Annotated in this window: 17 protein-coding genes; 7 read left to right on the top strand and 10 right to left on the bottom strand. The window is 56.8% G+C overall.

All coding sequences use genetic code 11. The annotated features are described in order from the left end of the window. Positions 1 to 95 precede the first annotated feature (95 nt). The 3 genes from ACQUTI_RS08900 to ACQUTI_RS08890 all read left to right on the top strand — a co-directional run bounded on the left by ACQUTI_RS08900 (position 96) and on the right by ACQUTI_RS08890 (position 1,918). Positions 96 to 578 carry a DUF1097 domain-containing protein gene (locus tag ACQUTI_RS08900; RefSeq protein WP_023317903.1) on the top strand — a complete coding sequence of 161 codons (483 nt, stop codon included), beginning with the start codon at positions 96 to 98 and terminating at the stop codon, positions 576 to 578. Between the two features lie 152 nt (positions 579 to 730). Beyond that, entirely contained in the window at positions 731 to 1,258 is a 528-nt protein-coding gene (gene ymdB, locus ACQUTI_RS08895; protein WP_186602189.1) for an O-acetyl-ADP-ribose deacetylase, read from the top strand. Between the two features lie 66 nt (positions 1,259 to 1,324). Further along, the gene (locus tag ACQUTI_RS08890; protein ID WP_017900746.1) at positions 1,325 to 1,918 is read left to right on the top strand and encodes a TetR/AcrR family transcriptional regulator; all 594 of its coding nucleotides are present in this window, start codon (positions 1,325 to 1,327) and stop codon (positions 1,916 to 1,918) included. Between the two features lie 34 nt (positions 1,919 to 1,952). Here the strand turns inward: ACQUTI_RS08890 and mdoC are convergent, their stop codons facing one another. Then, positions 1,953 to 3,113, bottom strand: a complete 1,161-nt coding sequence (mdoC, locus tag ACQUTI_RS08885) for a glucans biosynthesis protein MdoC (RefSeq protein ID WP_064178142.1) — start codon at positions 3,111 to 3,113, stop codon at positions 1,953 to 1,955. 251 nt (positions 3,114 to 3,364) lie between these two features. Here mdoC and mdoG point away from each other — a divergent pair, with 251 nt between their 5' ends. The 3 genes from mdoG to ACQUTI_RS08870 all read left to right on the top strand — a co-directional run bounded on the left by mdoG (position 3,365) and on the right by ACQUTI_RS08870 (position 7,733). Continuing rightward, a complete protein-coding gene (gene mdoG / locus ACQUTI_RS08880) occupies positions 3,365 to 4,918 on the top strand; it encodes a glucans biosynthesis protein MdoG (RefSeq protein WP_004140751.1) in 1,554 nt (517 codons plus the stop codon). Then, on the top strand, positions 4,911 to 7,439 hold the full coding sequence (mdoH, locus tag ACQUTI_RS08875) for a glucans biosynthesis glucosyltransferase MdoH (RefSeq protein ID WP_017900745.1): 2,529 nt from the start codon (positions 4,911 to 4,913) through the stop codon (positions 7,437 to 7,439). Before mdoG ends, mdoH begins: the two co-directional genes overlap by 8 nt. A gap of 66 nt (positions 7,440 to 7,505) precedes the next feature. Next, complete coding sequence (locus ACQUTI_RS08870) at positions 7,506 to 7,733, top strand: YceK/YidQ family lipoprotein (RefSeq protein ID WP_004204534.1); 228 nt, start codon at positions 7,506 to 7,508, stop codon at positions 7,731 to 7,733. Here the strand turns inward: ACQUTI_RS08870 and ACQUTI_RS08865 are convergent, their stop codons facing one another. The 3 genes from ACQUTI_RS08865 to ACQUTI_RS08855 form a co-directional block, all read right to left on the bottom strand. Continuing rightward, positions 7,734 to 8,120 carry a MysB family protein gene (locus ACQUTI_RS08865; RefSeq protein ID WP_002898981.1) on the bottom strand — a complete coding sequence of 129 codons (387 nt, stop codon included), beginning with the start codon at positions 8,118 to 8,120 and terminating at the stop codon, positions 7,734 to 7,736. It abuts the gene before it with no gap. A 91-nt stretch (positions 8,121 to 8,211) separates the two neighbouring features. After that, entirely contained in the window at positions 8,212 to 9,450 is a 1,239-nt protein-coding gene (gene mdtG, locus ACQUTI_RS08860; protein WP_004204535.1) for a multidrug efflux MFS transporter MdtG, read from the bottom strand. 171 nt (positions 9,451 to 9,621) lie between these two features. Beyond that, positions 9,622 to 10,542 carry a Kdo(2)-lipid IV(A) acyltransferase gene (locus ACQUTI_RS08855; RefSeq protein WP_023317908.1) on the bottom strand — a complete coding sequence of 307 codons (921 nt, stop codon included), beginning with the start codon at positions 10,540 to 10,542 and terminating at the stop codon, positions 9,622 to 9,624. Between the two features lie 206 nt (positions 10,543 to 10,748). On the opposite strand from ACQUTI_RS08855, the gene ACQUTI_RS08850 reads away from it, so the two are divergent. Next, positions 10,749 to 11,813 carry a rhodanese-related sulfurtransferase gene (locus tag ACQUTI_RS08850; protein ID WP_017900742.1) on the top strand — a complete coding sequence of 355 codons (1,065 nt, stop codon included), beginning with the start codon at positions 10,749 to 10,751 and terminating at the stop codon, positions 11,811 to 11,813. Here ACQUTI_RS08850 and ACQUTI_RS08845 read toward each other — a convergent pair. From ACQUTI_RS08845 to ACQUTI_RS08820, 6 genes are all read right to left on the bottom strand, one after another. Then, on the bottom strand, positions 11,799 to 11,912 hold the full coding sequence (locus ACQUTI_RS08845; RefSeq protein WP_004204539.1) for a DUF2770 family protein: 114 nt from the start codon (positions 11,910 to 11,912) through the stop codon (positions 11,799 to 11,801). The genes ACQUTI_RS08850 and ACQUTI_RS08845 overlap by 15 nt on opposite strands. Before the next feature lie 73 nt (positions 11,913 to 11,985). Continuing rightward, positions 11,986 to 13,104: an N-methyl-L-tryptophan oxidase gene (solA, locus tag ACQUTI_RS08840; RefSeq protein ID WP_004204542.1), complete on the bottom strand. Its 1,119-nt coding sequence runs from the start codon at positions 13,102 to 13,104 to the stop codon at positions 11,986 to 11,988. 125 nt (positions 13,105 to 13,229) lie between these two features. Continuing rightward, entirely contained in the window at positions 13,230 to 13,484 is a 255-nt protein-coding gene (bssS, locus tag ACQUTI_RS08835) for a biofilm formation regulator BssS (protein WP_002898992.1), read from the bottom strand. 302 nt (positions 13,485 to 13,786) lie between these two features. After that, a complete protein-coding gene (dinI, locus tag ACQUTI_RS08830; RefSeq protein ID WP_122543575.1) occupies positions 13,787 to 14,038 on the bottom strand; it encodes a DNA damage-inducible protein I in 252 nt (83 codons plus the stop codon). 72 nt (positions 14,039 to 14,110) lie between these two features. After that, complete coding sequence (gene pyrC, locus ACQUTI_RS08825) at positions 14,111 to 15,157, bottom strand: dihydroorotase (RefSeq protein ID WP_122543577.1); 1,047 nt, start codon at positions 15,155 to 15,157, stop codon at positions 14,111 to 14,113. A gap of 125 nt (positions 15,158 to 15,282) precedes the next feature. Continuing rightward, the gene (locus ACQUTI_RS08820) at positions 15,283 to 15,843 is read right to left on the bottom strand and encodes a lipoprotein (RefSeq protein ID WP_004204546.1); all 561 of its coding nucleotides are present in this window, start codon (positions 15,841 to 15,843) and stop codon (positions 15,283 to 15,285) included. Positions 15,844 to 15,877: the final 34 nt, after the last annotated feature.

Raw genomic sequence — 15,877 nt, 5'->3', positions numbered from 1 at the left:
TTAAGTCACTAATTTAATGTAACTGAAATCAGGTTCATTCATTTAGTGTGTTTTAGATCGCATTCTTTCGGTGCGTATCTGCTAGGATACGCGCCATGAACATACTCTTCGCAATCGCATTGACGACGGGCATTCTCTCCGGGATTTGGGGATGGGTGGCCGTCGCCCTCGGCCTGCTGAGCTGGGCCGGTTTCCTCGGCTGTACGGCCTATTTCGCTTGCCCGCAGGGCGGTCTGAAAGGTCTGGCCATCTCCTCCTGCACGGTAATGAGCGGCGTGGTCTGGGCGTTGGTGATTATCCACGGTAGCGCGCTGGCCCCACAGCTGCAGATCCTCAGCTATATGATGACCGGCGTCGTGGCCTTTCTGATGTGCATCCAGGCGCGACAGAGGCTGCTGTCGTTTGTCCCTGGCACCTTTATCGGCGCCTGCGCGACCTTCGCTGCAGATGGCGACTGGCGTCTGGTGATCCCTTCCCTGGCGCTGGGCCTGGTCTTTGGCTATGCCATGAAGAATAGTGGCCTGTGGCTGGCGGCCCGTGCGGAAAAGCAAAAATCGTTCGTCAACGACAACGCCTGAACGGCGGGACGATGATATCAACAGGACCCTCAGGGTCCTGTTTTTTTTACCATCTTGTCGCCGGCGCTGCGGGATAATCTTGCTCCCGGGGGCGGGTATGCCCTAGTATCGGCAGAAAGCCGTACCCACGCGCTATGCCGACAGGAGGAGAAATGGCTGTTCAACCTGAAGTAATTCTCGGCGATATTACGACGCTTGATGTCGATGTGATTGTGAATGCGGCAAACCCCTCGCTGTTGGGCGGCGGCGGGGTGGATGGCGCGATCCACCGGGCGGCCGGTCCCGCGCTGCTGGCGGCCTGCAAGCAGGTGTTGCAGCAGCAGGGCGAATGTCCCCCTGGGCATGCGGTGATCACGATGGCGGGCGATCTTCCCGCCAGCGCGGTGATCCATACCGTGGGTCCGGTCTGGCACGGCGGCGACCGCATGGAGGCGCAAACCCTGGCCGATGCCTACAGAAACAGCCTGCAGCTGGCGGCGGCAAACAACTATCGCTCCATTGCGTTTCCGGCGATCAGCACCGGCGTGTATGGCTATCCGAAAGAGGAAGCGGCGGCGATCGCCGTGCGCACCGTGACCGCGTTTCTCACCCGCTATAACCCGCTTGAACGGGTCCTGTTCGTCTGTTTCGACGAGGAAACGGCAGCTATCTATCGTCGCCTGCTGGCGGCATGCCCCTGATTCAGCAGAATAGGCTATGATAACCGCCGATATTGACAGGAATGATGGATAGCAGGAGGGAGCAGGGTGTCAGAAGGAAAAGTACAGCAGAAGCAGCAGGCGCGCCGCGCGGAGATCGTTGCCGCTGCGCAAAGATGTTTCGCGGCGAAGGGATTGCATGGCGCCTCTGTCGCGGATATCGCCCGCGAGGCGGGTCTGAGCGTCGGTCAGCTGTATCGCATTTTTGCCAGCAAGGAAGCGATCATCGAAGCAATTGTCAGCGAAATCGTCAACGCCAGAGTCGGCGAGATGATCGATGAGAACCACAATCTGGCGCGAAAAGCGGCGGTGCTGGCGGGCAGGATCCCGACTTCGGCAGCCACCAGAAGCGACAATTATCTGTTGATGGAAATTAACGCCGAAGCCTCGCGCAACCCACGCTTGCGCGAGATCCTGGTGCAGGCCGACCGGCGGTTGAAAGAGGAGGGCGGGCGTTTGTCGCAGCGTTATCATCCCGGGCTCAGCGATGCGCGACGCAATGCCGCTTCAGAGCTCATCGCCGTTCTGACGGAGGGGGCAGCCTACCGCTGTGAGCTGAGCGCATCCACCCCGGTCGATAAAGCGGATTTAGAAGCCCTGTATAACATGATCTTCGACCGGCTGTTTGATGAGCAAGCGTAGCGCGGCACGCCAGGCGTGCCGCAAAAGCTAAAGGTTAACTGGCCGAGGCCGGGGTTTTGGCCGGTTTGTTCATCGGTTTACCGGAGAACAGGAAACGCAGCAGCGGAATACGCAGGTGAATTTCGTACAGGATCAGGGCAATACCCACCACAAAAACCAACCCGCCAATAAAGCCTAAGGTATTTGACTTGATGGCCGGGGTGATCCACGCCCCGTACAACAGCGTCAGCGGATGGTGCACCAGGTAAATAAACAGCGAAGCATTGACGAAATAGGTCACCCGCGCCGACTGGAAGTTAAGCAGGCGATGGCCGAGCGAAAAGACGACATTGACCATCCACAACCCCAGCACCATGGTGATCACCGATTCCGTTTCATACATCCAGCCGTCGCCGGAGCCGTACTGCTGGTTCAGCCGATAGGCGATAAATCCCAGCAGCGCTGCCGCGTAGCACCATGGCGACGGCGTGGTGAACATCGCCTTTAAGCGCGGATTAATAAAGGTCTGCGCCCCCAGCACAAAGAAGGGCAGATAGAACAGCGTCTGCATGACCACAAAGTTAAACAGACCATTGCTCAGCAGGGGCGGATAGATCACGAACAATGACCGACGGATCAGCGCGTAAAGCACCCCTAGCGCAAGGAAAATCATCGTCAGCTGGCCCATAGTGACAGTGTCACCGAAGGCGTGAGCACCTCCTGCCGGGCGGCGCGTCAGCCATTTGAACAGCACCACGCCCAGCGAAGTCAGCACCACCAGGACCAGCAAAAACCACAGGTGGGAAATGAGCTCCCACGCCAGGGTGTTGAATTTGTCGTACCCGGAAAGGGTGTGCCAGTTTTCCGCCTTGCCGTTGACGTACTGCAGCATAATAAACTGAGGCAGCGTCAGCAGCGGGATGGCGGTCAGCATCGGAATGCCGACCCGTTCGACGCGCACTTTCCACCACTTTTTCAGCGGGTAGCGCAGGAACAGCATATAGGAAAAATAGCCGGAGATGACGAAGAAGACCTGCATGCGGAAGGCATGAATGAAATCATTAAACAGCGTCAGCCACCACGAGGGCTCAGCGCTGTTGACATGCCAGCTGTGGCTGGAATAAATCAGCGAAATGTGAAAAGGGATCCCCAGCAGCATCAGCCAGGCGCGGATGCTGTCGAAAAAATATTCACGCTGTACCGGAGTATTATTCATACGATTCACGACAATCTCAGATAATTCGTCTTATCACTCAAGATGATAACGCTTACATTATCAGCAACCCTACATGAACTCGGGGTACCTGTCTCCAGGATAAGCACGCAAAGTGCAAACGGGACTGCGAACTGTTTATTCCCTGCGCCGCTACGCTGAACAAAGCAGGGATTATGTTGTCGGATTGCCTGAGTTTCCATTAAAATAGATCGGATCGATTTAAGCACACAAAGGGGGAAGTGCTTACTTATATGAAACATAAACCACAGATGATGAAAATGCGTTGGTTAAGCGCAGCCGTAATGTTGTCCCTGTGTACTTCATCTGCATGGGCATTTAGCATTGATGACGTTGCAAAAGAGGCCAAAACGTTAGCCGGGAAAGGCTATGAAGCGCCAAAGAGTAACCTGCCCTCCGCTTTCCGCGATATGAAATACGCGGACTACCAGCAAATTCAGTTTAATCACGATAAAGCTTACTGGAATAACCAGAAAACCCCATTCAAGCTTGAATTTTACCATCAGGGTATGTACTTCGACACGCCGGTCACCATCAATGAAGTGACGGCCACCAGCGTGCGTAAAATTAAATATAGCCCGGACTATTTTAACTTTGGTAACGTTCAGCACGATAAAGACACGGTGAAAGACCTTGGTTTCGCCGGCTTCAAAGTACTGTATCCGATCAACAGCAAAGATAAGAACGATGAAATCGTCAGCATGCTCGGTGCCAGCTACTTCCGCGTGCTGGGTCAGGGTCAGGTATACGGTCTGTCCGCGCGCGGTCTGGCTATCGATACCGCGCTGCCTTCCGGCGAAGAGTTCCCGCGTTTTCGTGAGTTCTGGATCGAGCGTCCAAAAGCTACCGACAAGCGTCTGACTATCTATGCGCTGCTGGATTCACCGCGGGCAACCGGCGCCTATCGCTTTGTGATCATGCCGGGACGCGACACCGTGGTGGATGTCCAGTCCAAAGTTTACCTGCGTGACAAAGTGGGCAAACTGGGCGTGGCGCCGCTGACCAGCATGTTCCTGTTCGGTTCCAACCAGCCTTCTCCGGCGCTCAACTATCGTCCGGCGCTGCACGACTCCAATGGTCTGTCGATCCTGGCGGGCAACGGCGAGTGGATCTGGCGTCCGCTGAACAACCCGAAACACCTGGCCGTTAGCAGCTATGCGATGGAAAACCCTCAAGGGTTCGGCCTGCTGCAGCGCGGCCGTCAGTTCTCGCGCTTCGAGGACCTTGACGATCGTTATGACCTGCGCCCGAGCGCCTGGATCACCCCGAAAGGGGAGTGGGGCAAAGGGAAAATCGAACTGGTCGAAATCCCGACCAACGATGAAACCAACGATAACATCGTGACTTACTGGACGCCGGATCAGCTGCCGGAGCCGGGCAAGGAGATGAACTTCAAGTACACCATCACCTTCAGCCGCGATGAAGACAAGCTGCATGCGCCCGATAACGCGTACGTTATGCAGACCCGGCGCTCTACCGGCGACGTGAAGCAGTCGAACCTGATCCGCCAGCCGGACGGCACCATTGCTTTCATTGTCGACTTTACCGGCGCCGATATGAAAAAACTGCCAGCGGATACCCCGGTCGCCGCCCAGGCGAGCACCGGCGATAACGCTGAAATCGTTGAAAATACCGTGCGTTACAATCCGGTGACCAAAGGCTGGCGTATGATCCTGCGTTTGAAGGTGAAAGATCCGAAGAAAACGACGGAAATGCGCGCCGCACTGGTTAACGGTGATGACACGTTGAGCGAAACCTGGAGCTATCAGCTGCCTGCCAATGAATAAGATAACGAAGTACATTGACGCATTGCCGCTGTCGGACGCCGAGAAATCGGCGCTGCCGGACACCAGCCTGCAGGCCGTTCATCAGGCCCTGGATGACGAACATCAGACCTTCGCCCGCGAAGACGACTCCCCGCTGGGGTCGGTAAAGGCGCGGCTGGCGCACAGCTGGCCGGATTCGCTGTCTGGCGATCAGCTGGTGAAGGATGATGAAGGCCGCACCCAGCTGCATGCGATGCCGAAAGCCAAGCGCTCCTCGATGATCCCGGACCCGTGGCGTACCAACCCGGTTGGCCGCTTCTGGGACCGTCTGCGCGGACGCGATGTCACGCCGCGCTATCTCTCCCGCCTGACGCAAGAAGAGCGCGAGAGCGAGCAAAAATGGCGTACCGTCGGCACCATTCGTCGCTACATCCTGCTGCTGCTGACGCTGTCGCAGACCGTGGTGGCCACCTGGTACATGAAAACCATTCTGCCTTATCAGGGCTGGGCGCTGATCAACCCGGCCGACATGGTGGGGCAGAACCTGTGGATCTCGTTCATGCAGCTGCTGCCGTACGTGTTGCAGAGCGGCATTCTGATCCTCTTCGCGGTGCTGTTCTGCTGGGTTTCCGCTGGCTTCTGGACCGCGTTAATGGGCTTCCTGCAGCTGTTGATCGGTCGCGATAAGTACAGTATTTCCGCCTCGACGGTCGGTGACGAACCGTTGAACCCGGCGCACCGGACAGCGCTTATTATGCCGATCTGTAACGAAGACGTTGACCGCGTGTTCGCCGGGCTGCGGGCGACCTGGGAGTCGGTGAAAGCCACCGGCAACGGCGCCCATTTCGACGTCTATATCCTCAGCGACAGCTATAACCCCGATATCTGTGTTGCTGAGCAAAAGGCGTGGATGGAGCTGATTGCCGAAGTGCAGGGCGAAGGGCAGATCTTCTACCGTCGTCGTCGTCGTCGCGTGAAGCGTAAGAGCGGCAACATCGATGATTTCTGCCGCCGCTGGGGCAGCCAGTATAGCTACATGGTGGTGCTTGACGCGGACTCGGTAATGACCGGAGAGTGTCTGAGCAGCCTGGTGCGTCTGATGGAAGCGAACCCGAACGCCGGGATCATCCAGTCATCCCCACGCGCCTCGGGCATGGACACGCTGTATGCGCGTTGCCAGCAGTTTGCCACCCGGGTGTATGGTCCGCTGTTTACGGCGGGTCTGCACTTCTGGCAGCTGGGGGAGTCCCACTACTGGGGACATAACGCCATTATCCGCGTGAAGCCGTTCATTGAGCACTGCGCGCTGGCGCCGCTGCCGGGCGAGGGCAACTTTGCCGGGTCGATTCTGTCGCACGACTTCGTTGAAGCCGCGCTGATGCGCCGCGCCGGCTGGGGCGTGTGGATTGCCTACGATCTGCCGGGCTCTTATGAAGAGCTGCCGCCGAACCTGCTGGACGAGCTGAAACGCGACCGCCGCTGGTGCCAGGGCAACCTGATGAACTTCCGCCTGTTCCTCGTGAGAGGGATGCACCCGGTCCACCGAGCGGTGTTCCTTACCGGCGTGATGTCCTACCTGTCAGCGCCGCTGTGGTTTATGTTCCTTGCCCTGTCGACTGCGCTGCAGGTGGTGCATGCCCTGACCGAGCCGCAGTACTTCCTGCAGCCTCGTCAGCTGTTCCCGGTGTGGCCGCAGTGGCGTCCGGAGCTGGCTATTGCGCTGTTCGCCTCGACCATGGTGCTGCTGTTCCTGCCGAAGCTGCTGAGTATTATCCTGGTGTGGTGTAAGGGGCCGAAGGAGTACGGTGGATTTATCCGCGTGACGCTTTCCCTGCTGCTGGAGGTGCTGTTCTCGGTCCTGCTGGCGCCGGTTCGCATGCTGTTCCACACCGTCTTCGTGGTCAGCGCCTTCCTCGGCTGGGAAGTGGTGTGGAATTCGCCGCAGCGTGATGATGACTCCACGCCGTGGGGAGAAGCCTTTATGCGTCACGGCTCGCAGCTGCTGCTGGGGCTGGTATGGGCGGTCGGAATGGCATGGCTGGATCTGCGCTTCCTGTTCTGGCTGGCGCCGATTGTCGTATCGCTGATTCTGTCGCCGTTCGTGTCGGCTATCTCCAGCCGGGCGACCGTGGGCCTGCGCACCAAGCGCTGGAAGCTGTTCCTGATTCCGGAAGAGTATTCGCCGCCGCAGGTGCTCAAGGATACCGATGCGTACCTGACGCTGAACCGTCAGCGTTCGCTGGACGATGGCTTTATGCACGCGGTGTTTAACCCGTCGTTTAACGCCCTTGCCACCGCGATGGCCACCGCGCGGCACCGTCAGGGTCATATCCTGGAGATCGCCCGCGAGCGTCATGTCGAGCAGGCGCTGAATGAAACGCCGGATAAGCTGAACCGCGATCGTCGACTGGTGCTGTTGAGCGACCCGGTAACCATGTCGCGTCTGCACTATCGCGTATGGGCCGCGCCGGAGAAATACTCCTCGTGGGTGAACGCCTATCAGCAGCTGGCGCTTAACCCGCTGGCGCTGAAAACGAAATAAGCCGTACGTTAATGAAAATACCGGCAGCGATGCCGGTATTTTTTTATCTGAAAGACGAGGTTATGGATGCGAATACTACCGATCATTGCCATGGCGCTGCTGCTCAGCGGCTGCGGCAGCATTATCAGCCGGACGGTGCCCGGGCAGGGGCATGGCAATCAATATTACCCGGGCGTGCAGTGGGACGTTCGCGATTCAGGATGGCGCTATCTCACCATTCTGGACCTGCCGTTCTCGCTGGTATTCGATACGCTTCTGCTGCCGCTGGACGCCAGCCACGGGCCCTATAACTGATTAACGCTCGTCCCACTCGTCGGCCGCCGTCTGTCCCTCTTCGGTGTCCAGCGAGGGCTCGAGCTGGAATTCACCTTCATCCCACTCATGAAGCGTATTTTCCTCCAGCCACTCCTGACGGAGCTCTATCTCATCATAATCCCCATCGAAGACGCTCTGCGCGGCTTCGCCGCTAAGCATCGGTAAGCATTCGCCTTGTTCCTCTTCGTCAGCAAAAAATTCGGCCTGCCAGGCGATATCGCCATCCTGCAGCACATATTTTTGAATATTGAGCTGCTCAACGTTAGCGCTCTCTTCATCGCTGTCAGGGTTGTTGGCGAGAAATTCTTCACGTGCTGCATCAATAGCTTCTTCGAGCGTGGCATAGAACATCGAATCCTTTGGCATAGCGAATCTCCTGAGAAGAATATGAATTGAACACGATTCAATCTATAGAAGGCGCTTGGCAAGGCGTCAAGGGGCTGAGCCCCTCTGGACGTTAATTTACTGAATGGCGGTCGGGCTGCGAGGCGTCCGCGGCTGGTCGGCGCAGGCTAAGGGTCGAATAGATCGCGTTAAACAATACCACTCCTGCGGTGACAAGGAAGACGGCGCGAAAGCCGTAGTTGGCGGAAACCGAGGCGCCGATCAGGGGGCCGGTGACGTTGCCAATATCACGAAATGACTGGTTATAGCTGAAGATCCGCCCGGAGATCTGGCTGGTGGAGTTATACACCAGCAGGGTTTGCACTGCCGGCAGCAGCGCGCCGTCCGCGGCGCCGAGCAGGAACCGCAAGATACCTAACTGCAGCGGGGTCTGGACGAACGCCATCGGGATCAGCAACAGCACCGAGATAATCAGCGCCACGATGAGGATTTTTTCCGGTCCGATACGATCCCCCAGTTTGCCCAGACGGGGGGCGCTCATCAGGGCGGCAATGCCCGGCACTGAGGCGATCATCCCGCTGATAAAGGCGATATTGCTGACATTACCCGCCAGATCGCGCACGTAAAGCGTCAGGATCGGCGCAATGGAGCCGGTGGCGACCTGGATGATCAGCGAGGTGACAAACAGACTGAGCACCAGTTTCGGATTCTGCAGAGAGGAGAATACCGCCTTCGCGCTGAGCATCTCTTTTTTAGCAATTGGGACAAAATTTTCACGGATTAAAAACAGGGTAAACAGAAAGCAGATAAACAGCACCGCGGCGGTCATAAAGAAGACGGTACGCAGGCCCCAGTGGTCTGCCAGGAAACCACCCGCCAGCGGGCCGAGCAGGGCGCCGCTTACCGCGCCGGTTGACAGCGTGCCCAGCGCCCAGCCGCTTTTATGGCGTGGGATCTGGGTGGCGATCAGGGCGTTGGCGTTGGGAATAAAGCCGCCCAGCAGGCCGAGCAGCGCGCGCAGCAGCAGAAACTGCCAGATATTCTGCGCCATCCCCATCAACATCATGACGATGGCCATCCCGAGGGCTGAACGCAGCAGCATGATTTTACGTCCCTTGCGGTCAGCAAGTCCGCCCCAGAACGGCGAGGCGATGGCGGAGAAGAGAAAGGTAATGCTAAAGACCAGCCCGGACCACATGTTCAGGGCGCTATGGCCGGTGACGCCGAGTTGTTCGACATAAAGCGGCAGAAAGGGCATGACCAGGCTGAAGGCAGCGCCGGTTAAAAAGCAGCCAAGCCAGGTGACGGTCAGGTTTCGTTTCCAGTTAATGGGGGTATCAGCAGACGACATAGGGTTCCACTGGCCTGCGCAGCAGGTCAAATTAAGAGAAAATATGAGCCTGCTAATTATGCGCCTGGGAAATAAATGCCGCAATGGAGGAGAGCTTTTAAAGCTAAAGCAGAGCGTAAAGCCTGAGCGGTGGGGATTCCCGGCCGGGAGGCGCGCGGCCGGGAAAGGAGATCAGTAGCGGGAGGGCGTCCCCTCGGGGCGGGTTTTAAAGCGGCGATGGAGCCACATATATTGTTCCGGGGCCATCATAATGCACTGCTCTACGATCTTGTTCATCCAAGCGGCGGTGGTTTCCGCATCGTCCAGCGGCGGGGAGCACTCTGGCGGCAGGATAATCAGTTCATAACCTTTACCGTCCGGTTTACGGCGTGGAACAAAGGGCACGATGCAGGCTTTGGACATTTTCGCCAGCATCCAGGTGCCGGAGGTGGTCGCCGCCTGGTCAACGGCAAACAGTGGGGCAAAGACGCTGGCGGTCGGGCCGTAATCATGATCCGGCGCGTACCACACCACCTCGCCTTTTTTCAGCGCGCGGATCATACCTTTCAGATCCTTGCGGTCGATCATGTCCTTGTTGGAGCGCAGCCGGCCCCAGGTCTGCAGCCAGTCGATGACCGGGTTATCGTTGGGACGATAGACGCCAATCCCCGGCTCGTTCATGCCGAACATTCGCGCGCCCATTTCCAGTGTCAGGAAATGAATGCCGATCAGCAGAATGCCGCGCTGCTGCGCCTGCACATCGCGAATATGCTCAAAGCCGATGGTGTCGGTCCAGCGGGCGATTCGGCGAACTGGCCAGAACCAGGCCATACCGGTCTCCATCAGCCCCATGCCAACCGATTCGAAGTTCATCACCACCATCCGGTGACGTTCCTGCTCGCTTTTCTCGGGGAAGCAGAGCTCAAGGTTGCGATAGGCGATCTTCGCCCGGCGCTTCATAAAGCGCATGGCCAGGCGGCCGATGGCGTTCCCGATGCGGTAGATCAGCGGGTAGGGCAGTTGGACAACCAGCCACAGCAGGCCGATACCCAGCCACAGCAGCCAATAGCGCGGATGCAGCAGCGCCGGAGAAAATTTAGGCAAATGAGTCATTTCATACCCGTATCAGTAAGCAACATCTTATATTATCGCATTTTTTTACCGGCCAGCCAAAGGCGGCGACAGCCACATTGTTTTGTTAAGTGGGTGGGCGACCGGGTGAGAAAAATGTAGCGTAAAATGTAGGGATGTAAATTAATAAGCTTTGCTATATCATGCCCGCCGTTTATTTCCTCATTTCTATGTCGAGCAGGTACACCATGCCAGTGTTACACAACCGCATTTCAAATGAGACGTTAAAGGCGCAAATGCTGGCTGAAACCGAGCCGCGCACGACGATCTCGTTCTATAAATATTTCACCATTGTCGATCCGCAGGCGACCCGCGATGCGCTGTGGGTTGCCTTAACCCAGCTGAAAGTCTTTGGCCGCATCTATCTGGCCCGGGAAGGGATCAACGCGCAAATCAGCGTGCCGCAAAGCAACGTTGAAGCCCTGCGTGAGTTTCTCTATGGCTTCGATCCGGCGCTGGCGGGGCTGCGTTTCAATATCGCTCTCGAGGACGACGGTAAATCGTTCTGGGTACTACGCCTGAAAGTGCGTGACCGCATCGTTGCCGACGGCATCGACGATCCCTCCTTCGACGCCTCCAACGTCGGAGACTATCTCAAGGCGGCTGAGGTCAACGCGATGCTTGACGATCCGGATGCCGTGTTTATCGATATGCGCAACCACTATGAATATGAGGTGGGCCATTTCGAAAACGCGCTGGAGATCCCGGCGGATACCTTCCGCGACCAGTTGCCGAAAGCCGTGGAAATGATGCAGGACCATAAAGACAAGAAAATTGTCATGTATTGCACCGGCGGTATTCGCTGTGAAAAAGCCAGCGCCTGGATGAAGCATAACGGCTTCAATAAGGTCTGGCACATCGAGGGTGGCATCATCGAGTACGCCCGCCGCGCCCGTGAGCAGGGGCTGCCTGTGCGTTTCATTGGCAAAAACTTTGTCTTTGATGAACGGATGGGCGAGCGGATCTCCAATGACGTTATCGCGCACTGTCATCAGTGCGGCACTCCGTGCGACACCCATACCAACTGCCTGAACGATGGGTGCCATCTGCTGTTTATCCAGTGCCCGAGCTGCGCCGAGAAGTTTGCCGGCTGCTGTAGCGAAGCCTGCATGGAAGAGCATAAGCTACCGGAAGAGGAGCAGCGTAAGCTGCGCGCCGGGCGTGAAAACGGCAATAAAATCTTTAATAAATCTCGTGGTCGGCTGAACACCAAACTCGGGATCCTCGATCCTGAGCCATCAGAAAAACCATAACCAGACGAGATCGATGATCGCCAGCAGCAGCCAAAGCGCCAGGTAGATCATAAAGTGCTCGCGGACGTTATTGACCAGCAAATTAAACAGGCGACGCATAATCGCTCTCAATGACTAACGGCCTCGACAGAGGCCGTTTTTTTTTGCCCGACGGCAAAAGTGCCGCATTCCATTACGCGTTAAAGCGCGCCAGCGAGAAGGGCGCCAGGTTGAAGCTCGATGCTTCGCCCTGAGCAAACTGACTGGCAATTTCCCCCAACACCGGGGCAAACTTAAAGCCATGCCCGCTCAAACCGGTGATTAGCAACGTGTCTGGTCTGCCGGGTAACGTATCGATAATAAAATCTTCATCGACGGTATTGTCATAAGTACAGGAGGCGCCGTGCAGGCAGCCGCCGATCCCTGGCAGGACGTTGCGCAAAAAAGGAAACGATTCGGAGCCATCGCTGGCGACAGCGCCAAATGCCACTCGCTCCTGCGGCATGGAGATCGGTTGACCGCCGTTATGCTTGCCAATCTTCAGCTCGTTATCTTCTGCCGGGAAACCGTAGTATTGATCGCCGTTGGGCAACTCGCCGGTGAAGGCCGGAAAGTGATTCTTGCTGCTGTAACGGCCATCGGCCTGGTACCAGGCAAACACCTTACGTACCGGCTGGATGGGGAGGTCCGGGAGCAGGCGGGTGACCCAGGTCCCGGCGCTGACCAGCAGCTTTTTACCATGATATTCACCGTCGAGGGTATCGATGGTGATCCCGTCAGCATGGTGATGAATAGCCGAGACCGGACAGTTGAATAGCTGCGCGCAGCCTGCTTCCCGCGCCAGACGGATCCAGGTTTCGACGGCCAGCTCGCTGCGCAGTACGCCGGAAGCGGGTTCGAAAATCGCCCGATAGTCCTCGGGGAGGCGTATCTCTGGCCAGCGCTGCATCACGGCCTGGGCATCCAGCTCTTCCACCTCAAGCTTGAACGCACGGGCGCTGGCGGCGACGTTGGCGAGAAAAGCGGAGCTGGCGGGGCCAAGGTTAATGACGCCGGTGCGTTCAAACACGGCTTCGCCACTGATCTCTGCCAGTTCATCCCATAGCTGCTGGGCACGCAGCACCAGCGGAACATATTTCTCACCTTCGCCATAGGCGTGACGGATAAGACGGCTGCTGCCGTGATGGCTGCCTTCCTGGTGGGGAGGTTGATGGGCATCGGTCATCAGAACATTGAGTCCGGCACGGCGCGCATAATAGCCAGCGGCGGCGCCGACGGAGCCGCTGCCAATAATGATAAGATCGTATTGCATGGTGAGTTCCGGGTAATTGCCTTGTTAGCAGGGTAATTAACTCCCTGTGCTTATACAAGCCCGAAAATAATTCAGGCACCCGCAGGTGCCTGTTAAGTTTAATGTTAAGTCATTCGCAAGCCGCGTTAATGTCGGCGGTACTCGTTTTCCTGGTATTCGCCAGATTCAATCTTCGCAATGCCTGCTTCCAGGATTGAAATAAACTGACGTGCGACGTCCGTCGTTAGCCATAGCGTCTGGCCGATCTCAGCATCATTACTGTTTTCTTGAGTGGGGTTCTGGTAGTGCAGGCGCAACATCAGCGCATCGTAGCTATCAACGGTGCTGATGTCCCATCCAACGAGGGGATGGGTCTGAATGACTTCATTATTTTTTTCCATCATAACCCCTTATTCATATGTTAAAAGACAACAATTCTCGAGGTTTAATGCATATTTTTTGAAGCAAGTTAATTATATCAGGGATCAAGAATAAACTCGAGAAATTAAATGAAAGGCAGCATGATTTTCTTCTTTTGCCGCTTTTTTATTCAAGATAAGCGCGTAAAATGGCCACTTTAGTCGATATTGAGCAGAATAATCAGGACTATTCTGAACAGAAGAGGGGCTAAAAAAAGCCGGGGCGACCCGGCAAAAAAAGCACAATGAGGGAGCAAACCAGAGTAACTGGATCCCGCCATGCTTCAGGAGAGATCGTGGACAAACCAGTCGTCCGCGCTTTCCCATGTTTCCTGCAGGATTTCGCTTATCCGGTCTTTGTCTTCTTTCAGGGCGCCAAACACCGAGAGCTGATTGCCGGTGGCGTAGCGGACGCTCACCTGGCTGTCGGTGGCCGGGAATTGCTCGGCGATACGGCGAGAGAGTTCGTTATTCAGCGCTTCCAGCGCGCCTTTGGGTAAGGCGGTAGTTTTGGCGATAGACACTTCAATGCGCATAATTGCCCCCTGCGTTCGATACTGGTTATTTATACAGTATCCGATTGGCGTTGACAACAGGGGGCTACGTTTTTATTTCTTCACGGTCCAGCGAATGGTTTCACCCGCCAGGAAAGGCACCAGGGTGTCATCAGGCAGGGAAATGCTGTCCACAACGGTCGTCTCTTCACGCACCAGTTCAACGTAGCTCTCATTGACCGGCAGACCGTAGAAGCGCGGGCCGTTCAGCGAGCAGAAAGCCTCAAAGTGCTGCAGAGCGTTCATTTCTTCAAACACCGTGGCGTAGCTGCCGAGGGCGGTCGGGGCGTTGAAGCAGCCGGCGCAGCCGCAGCTGGCCTCCTTACGGTGGCGGGCGTGCGGTGCGGAGTCGGTGCCGAGGAAGGCGCGGCTGAAGCCGCTGGCGACCAGCTCCCGCAGAGCCTGCTGATGAATATTGCGTTTAAGTACCGGCAGGCAGTACAAGTGAGGACGAATACCGCCGACCAGCATATGGTTACGGTTGAACATCAGATGCTGCGGGGTGATAGTGGCCGCCAGCCGTTCATTGCCGTCACGCACATACTCGGCGGCATCTTTGGTGGTGATATGCTCAAAGACCACCTTCAGTCCGGGCAGGCGCTGGCGCAGCGGCTCCATCACGGTTTCAATAAAGCGCGCTTCGCGATCGAATATATCAATCTCGGCGTGGGTGACTTCCCCATGTACCAGCAGCGGCATCCCCAGTTTTTCCATCCGCTCCAGCACCGGCATAATGGCGTCGGTGCTGGTGACGCCGTGGCTGGAGTTGGTGGTGGCGTTGGCCGGGTAGAGCTTGGCGGCGGTGAATACGCCTTCGTTAAAGCCGTGCTCCAGCTCCGCCGGGTCGAGGGAGTCTGTCAGATAGCAGGTCATCAGCGGGGTAAAATCATGCCCGGCCGGGACGGCGTCCATAATGCGCTGGCGATAGGCGATAGCCGCCGCGACGGTGGTGACAGGCGGCACCAGATTCGGCATCACGATCGCCCGGCCATAAAACTCACTGGTATAAGGCACGACGGTTTTCAGCATATCGTCATCACGTAGATGGATATGCCAGTCGTCTGGGCGGCGGATTTTCAATACCTGGGATTGTGCTGTCATGGAAGGCTCCGGCTAATAGGTTCAGTCATCAGGGCTGTTTTTTGCCGGGCACTAAGGATAAGCGTAAACGTTTTCCTTTGCACTCATTTCCGTAAAAAATTGAGGGCGCCGCGGCGCCCTGGAGATTAATTGGTAAAGGGGATGACAATCTCGCCCGGCTTCACCTCAATGCCTTTGGCGTATTTCTTCGCCAGTGCTTCACCGGTGCTGGCGTCCTCACGCAGGACATAGGCCGGCTGCTGGCTGAAGTAACTGCGCAGCGACTGATTCAGGTAGGGGAGGAGGGCCTGAATGACCGACTGCAGCTTCTCGGGCGCCACTTTGGCATCCACCACCTCCATTTCCTGCAGGAAGATGGCGCCTTTCTCTCTGTCAAAGGTTGGCAGCGCTTTGAGCTTGAGATCGATCGTCGCTTTCTGCGTGCCGAACAGGGAGTTCAGGTCAACGTTAGCGATCCCGGTCAGCGTGACTTTGCCCGGCTCCTCGCGCCCGATGGCGCTGGTGAGGTTCTGCAGTTCGATATGGGCGTCGGCAACGCCTTTCAGACCAATATCTTTGGCAAAATGGTTTCGCTTCTGCAGGGCCTGGTTAATCTCCTGCTCGCTTACCGTGTATTGGGTCAGCTGATTACAGCCGCTCAGCAGGCCGCTGACAATCAGCGCGGCGGCGATCAAAATCTTTTTCATGGGGTTCCTCTGGCTCATACCTTCATTCATCCTG

Origin of the sequence: Klebsiella sp. 7-CIP_Kleb. (assembly GCF_050378655.1) — a bacterium.
In the GTDB taxonomy this organism is placed as follows: domain Bacteria; phylum Pseudomonadota; class Gammaproteobacteria; order Enterobacterales; family Enterobacteriaceae; genus Klebsiella; species Klebsiella quasipneumoniae.
This window is presented reverse-complemented; position numbering and strand designations above follow the sequence as displayed.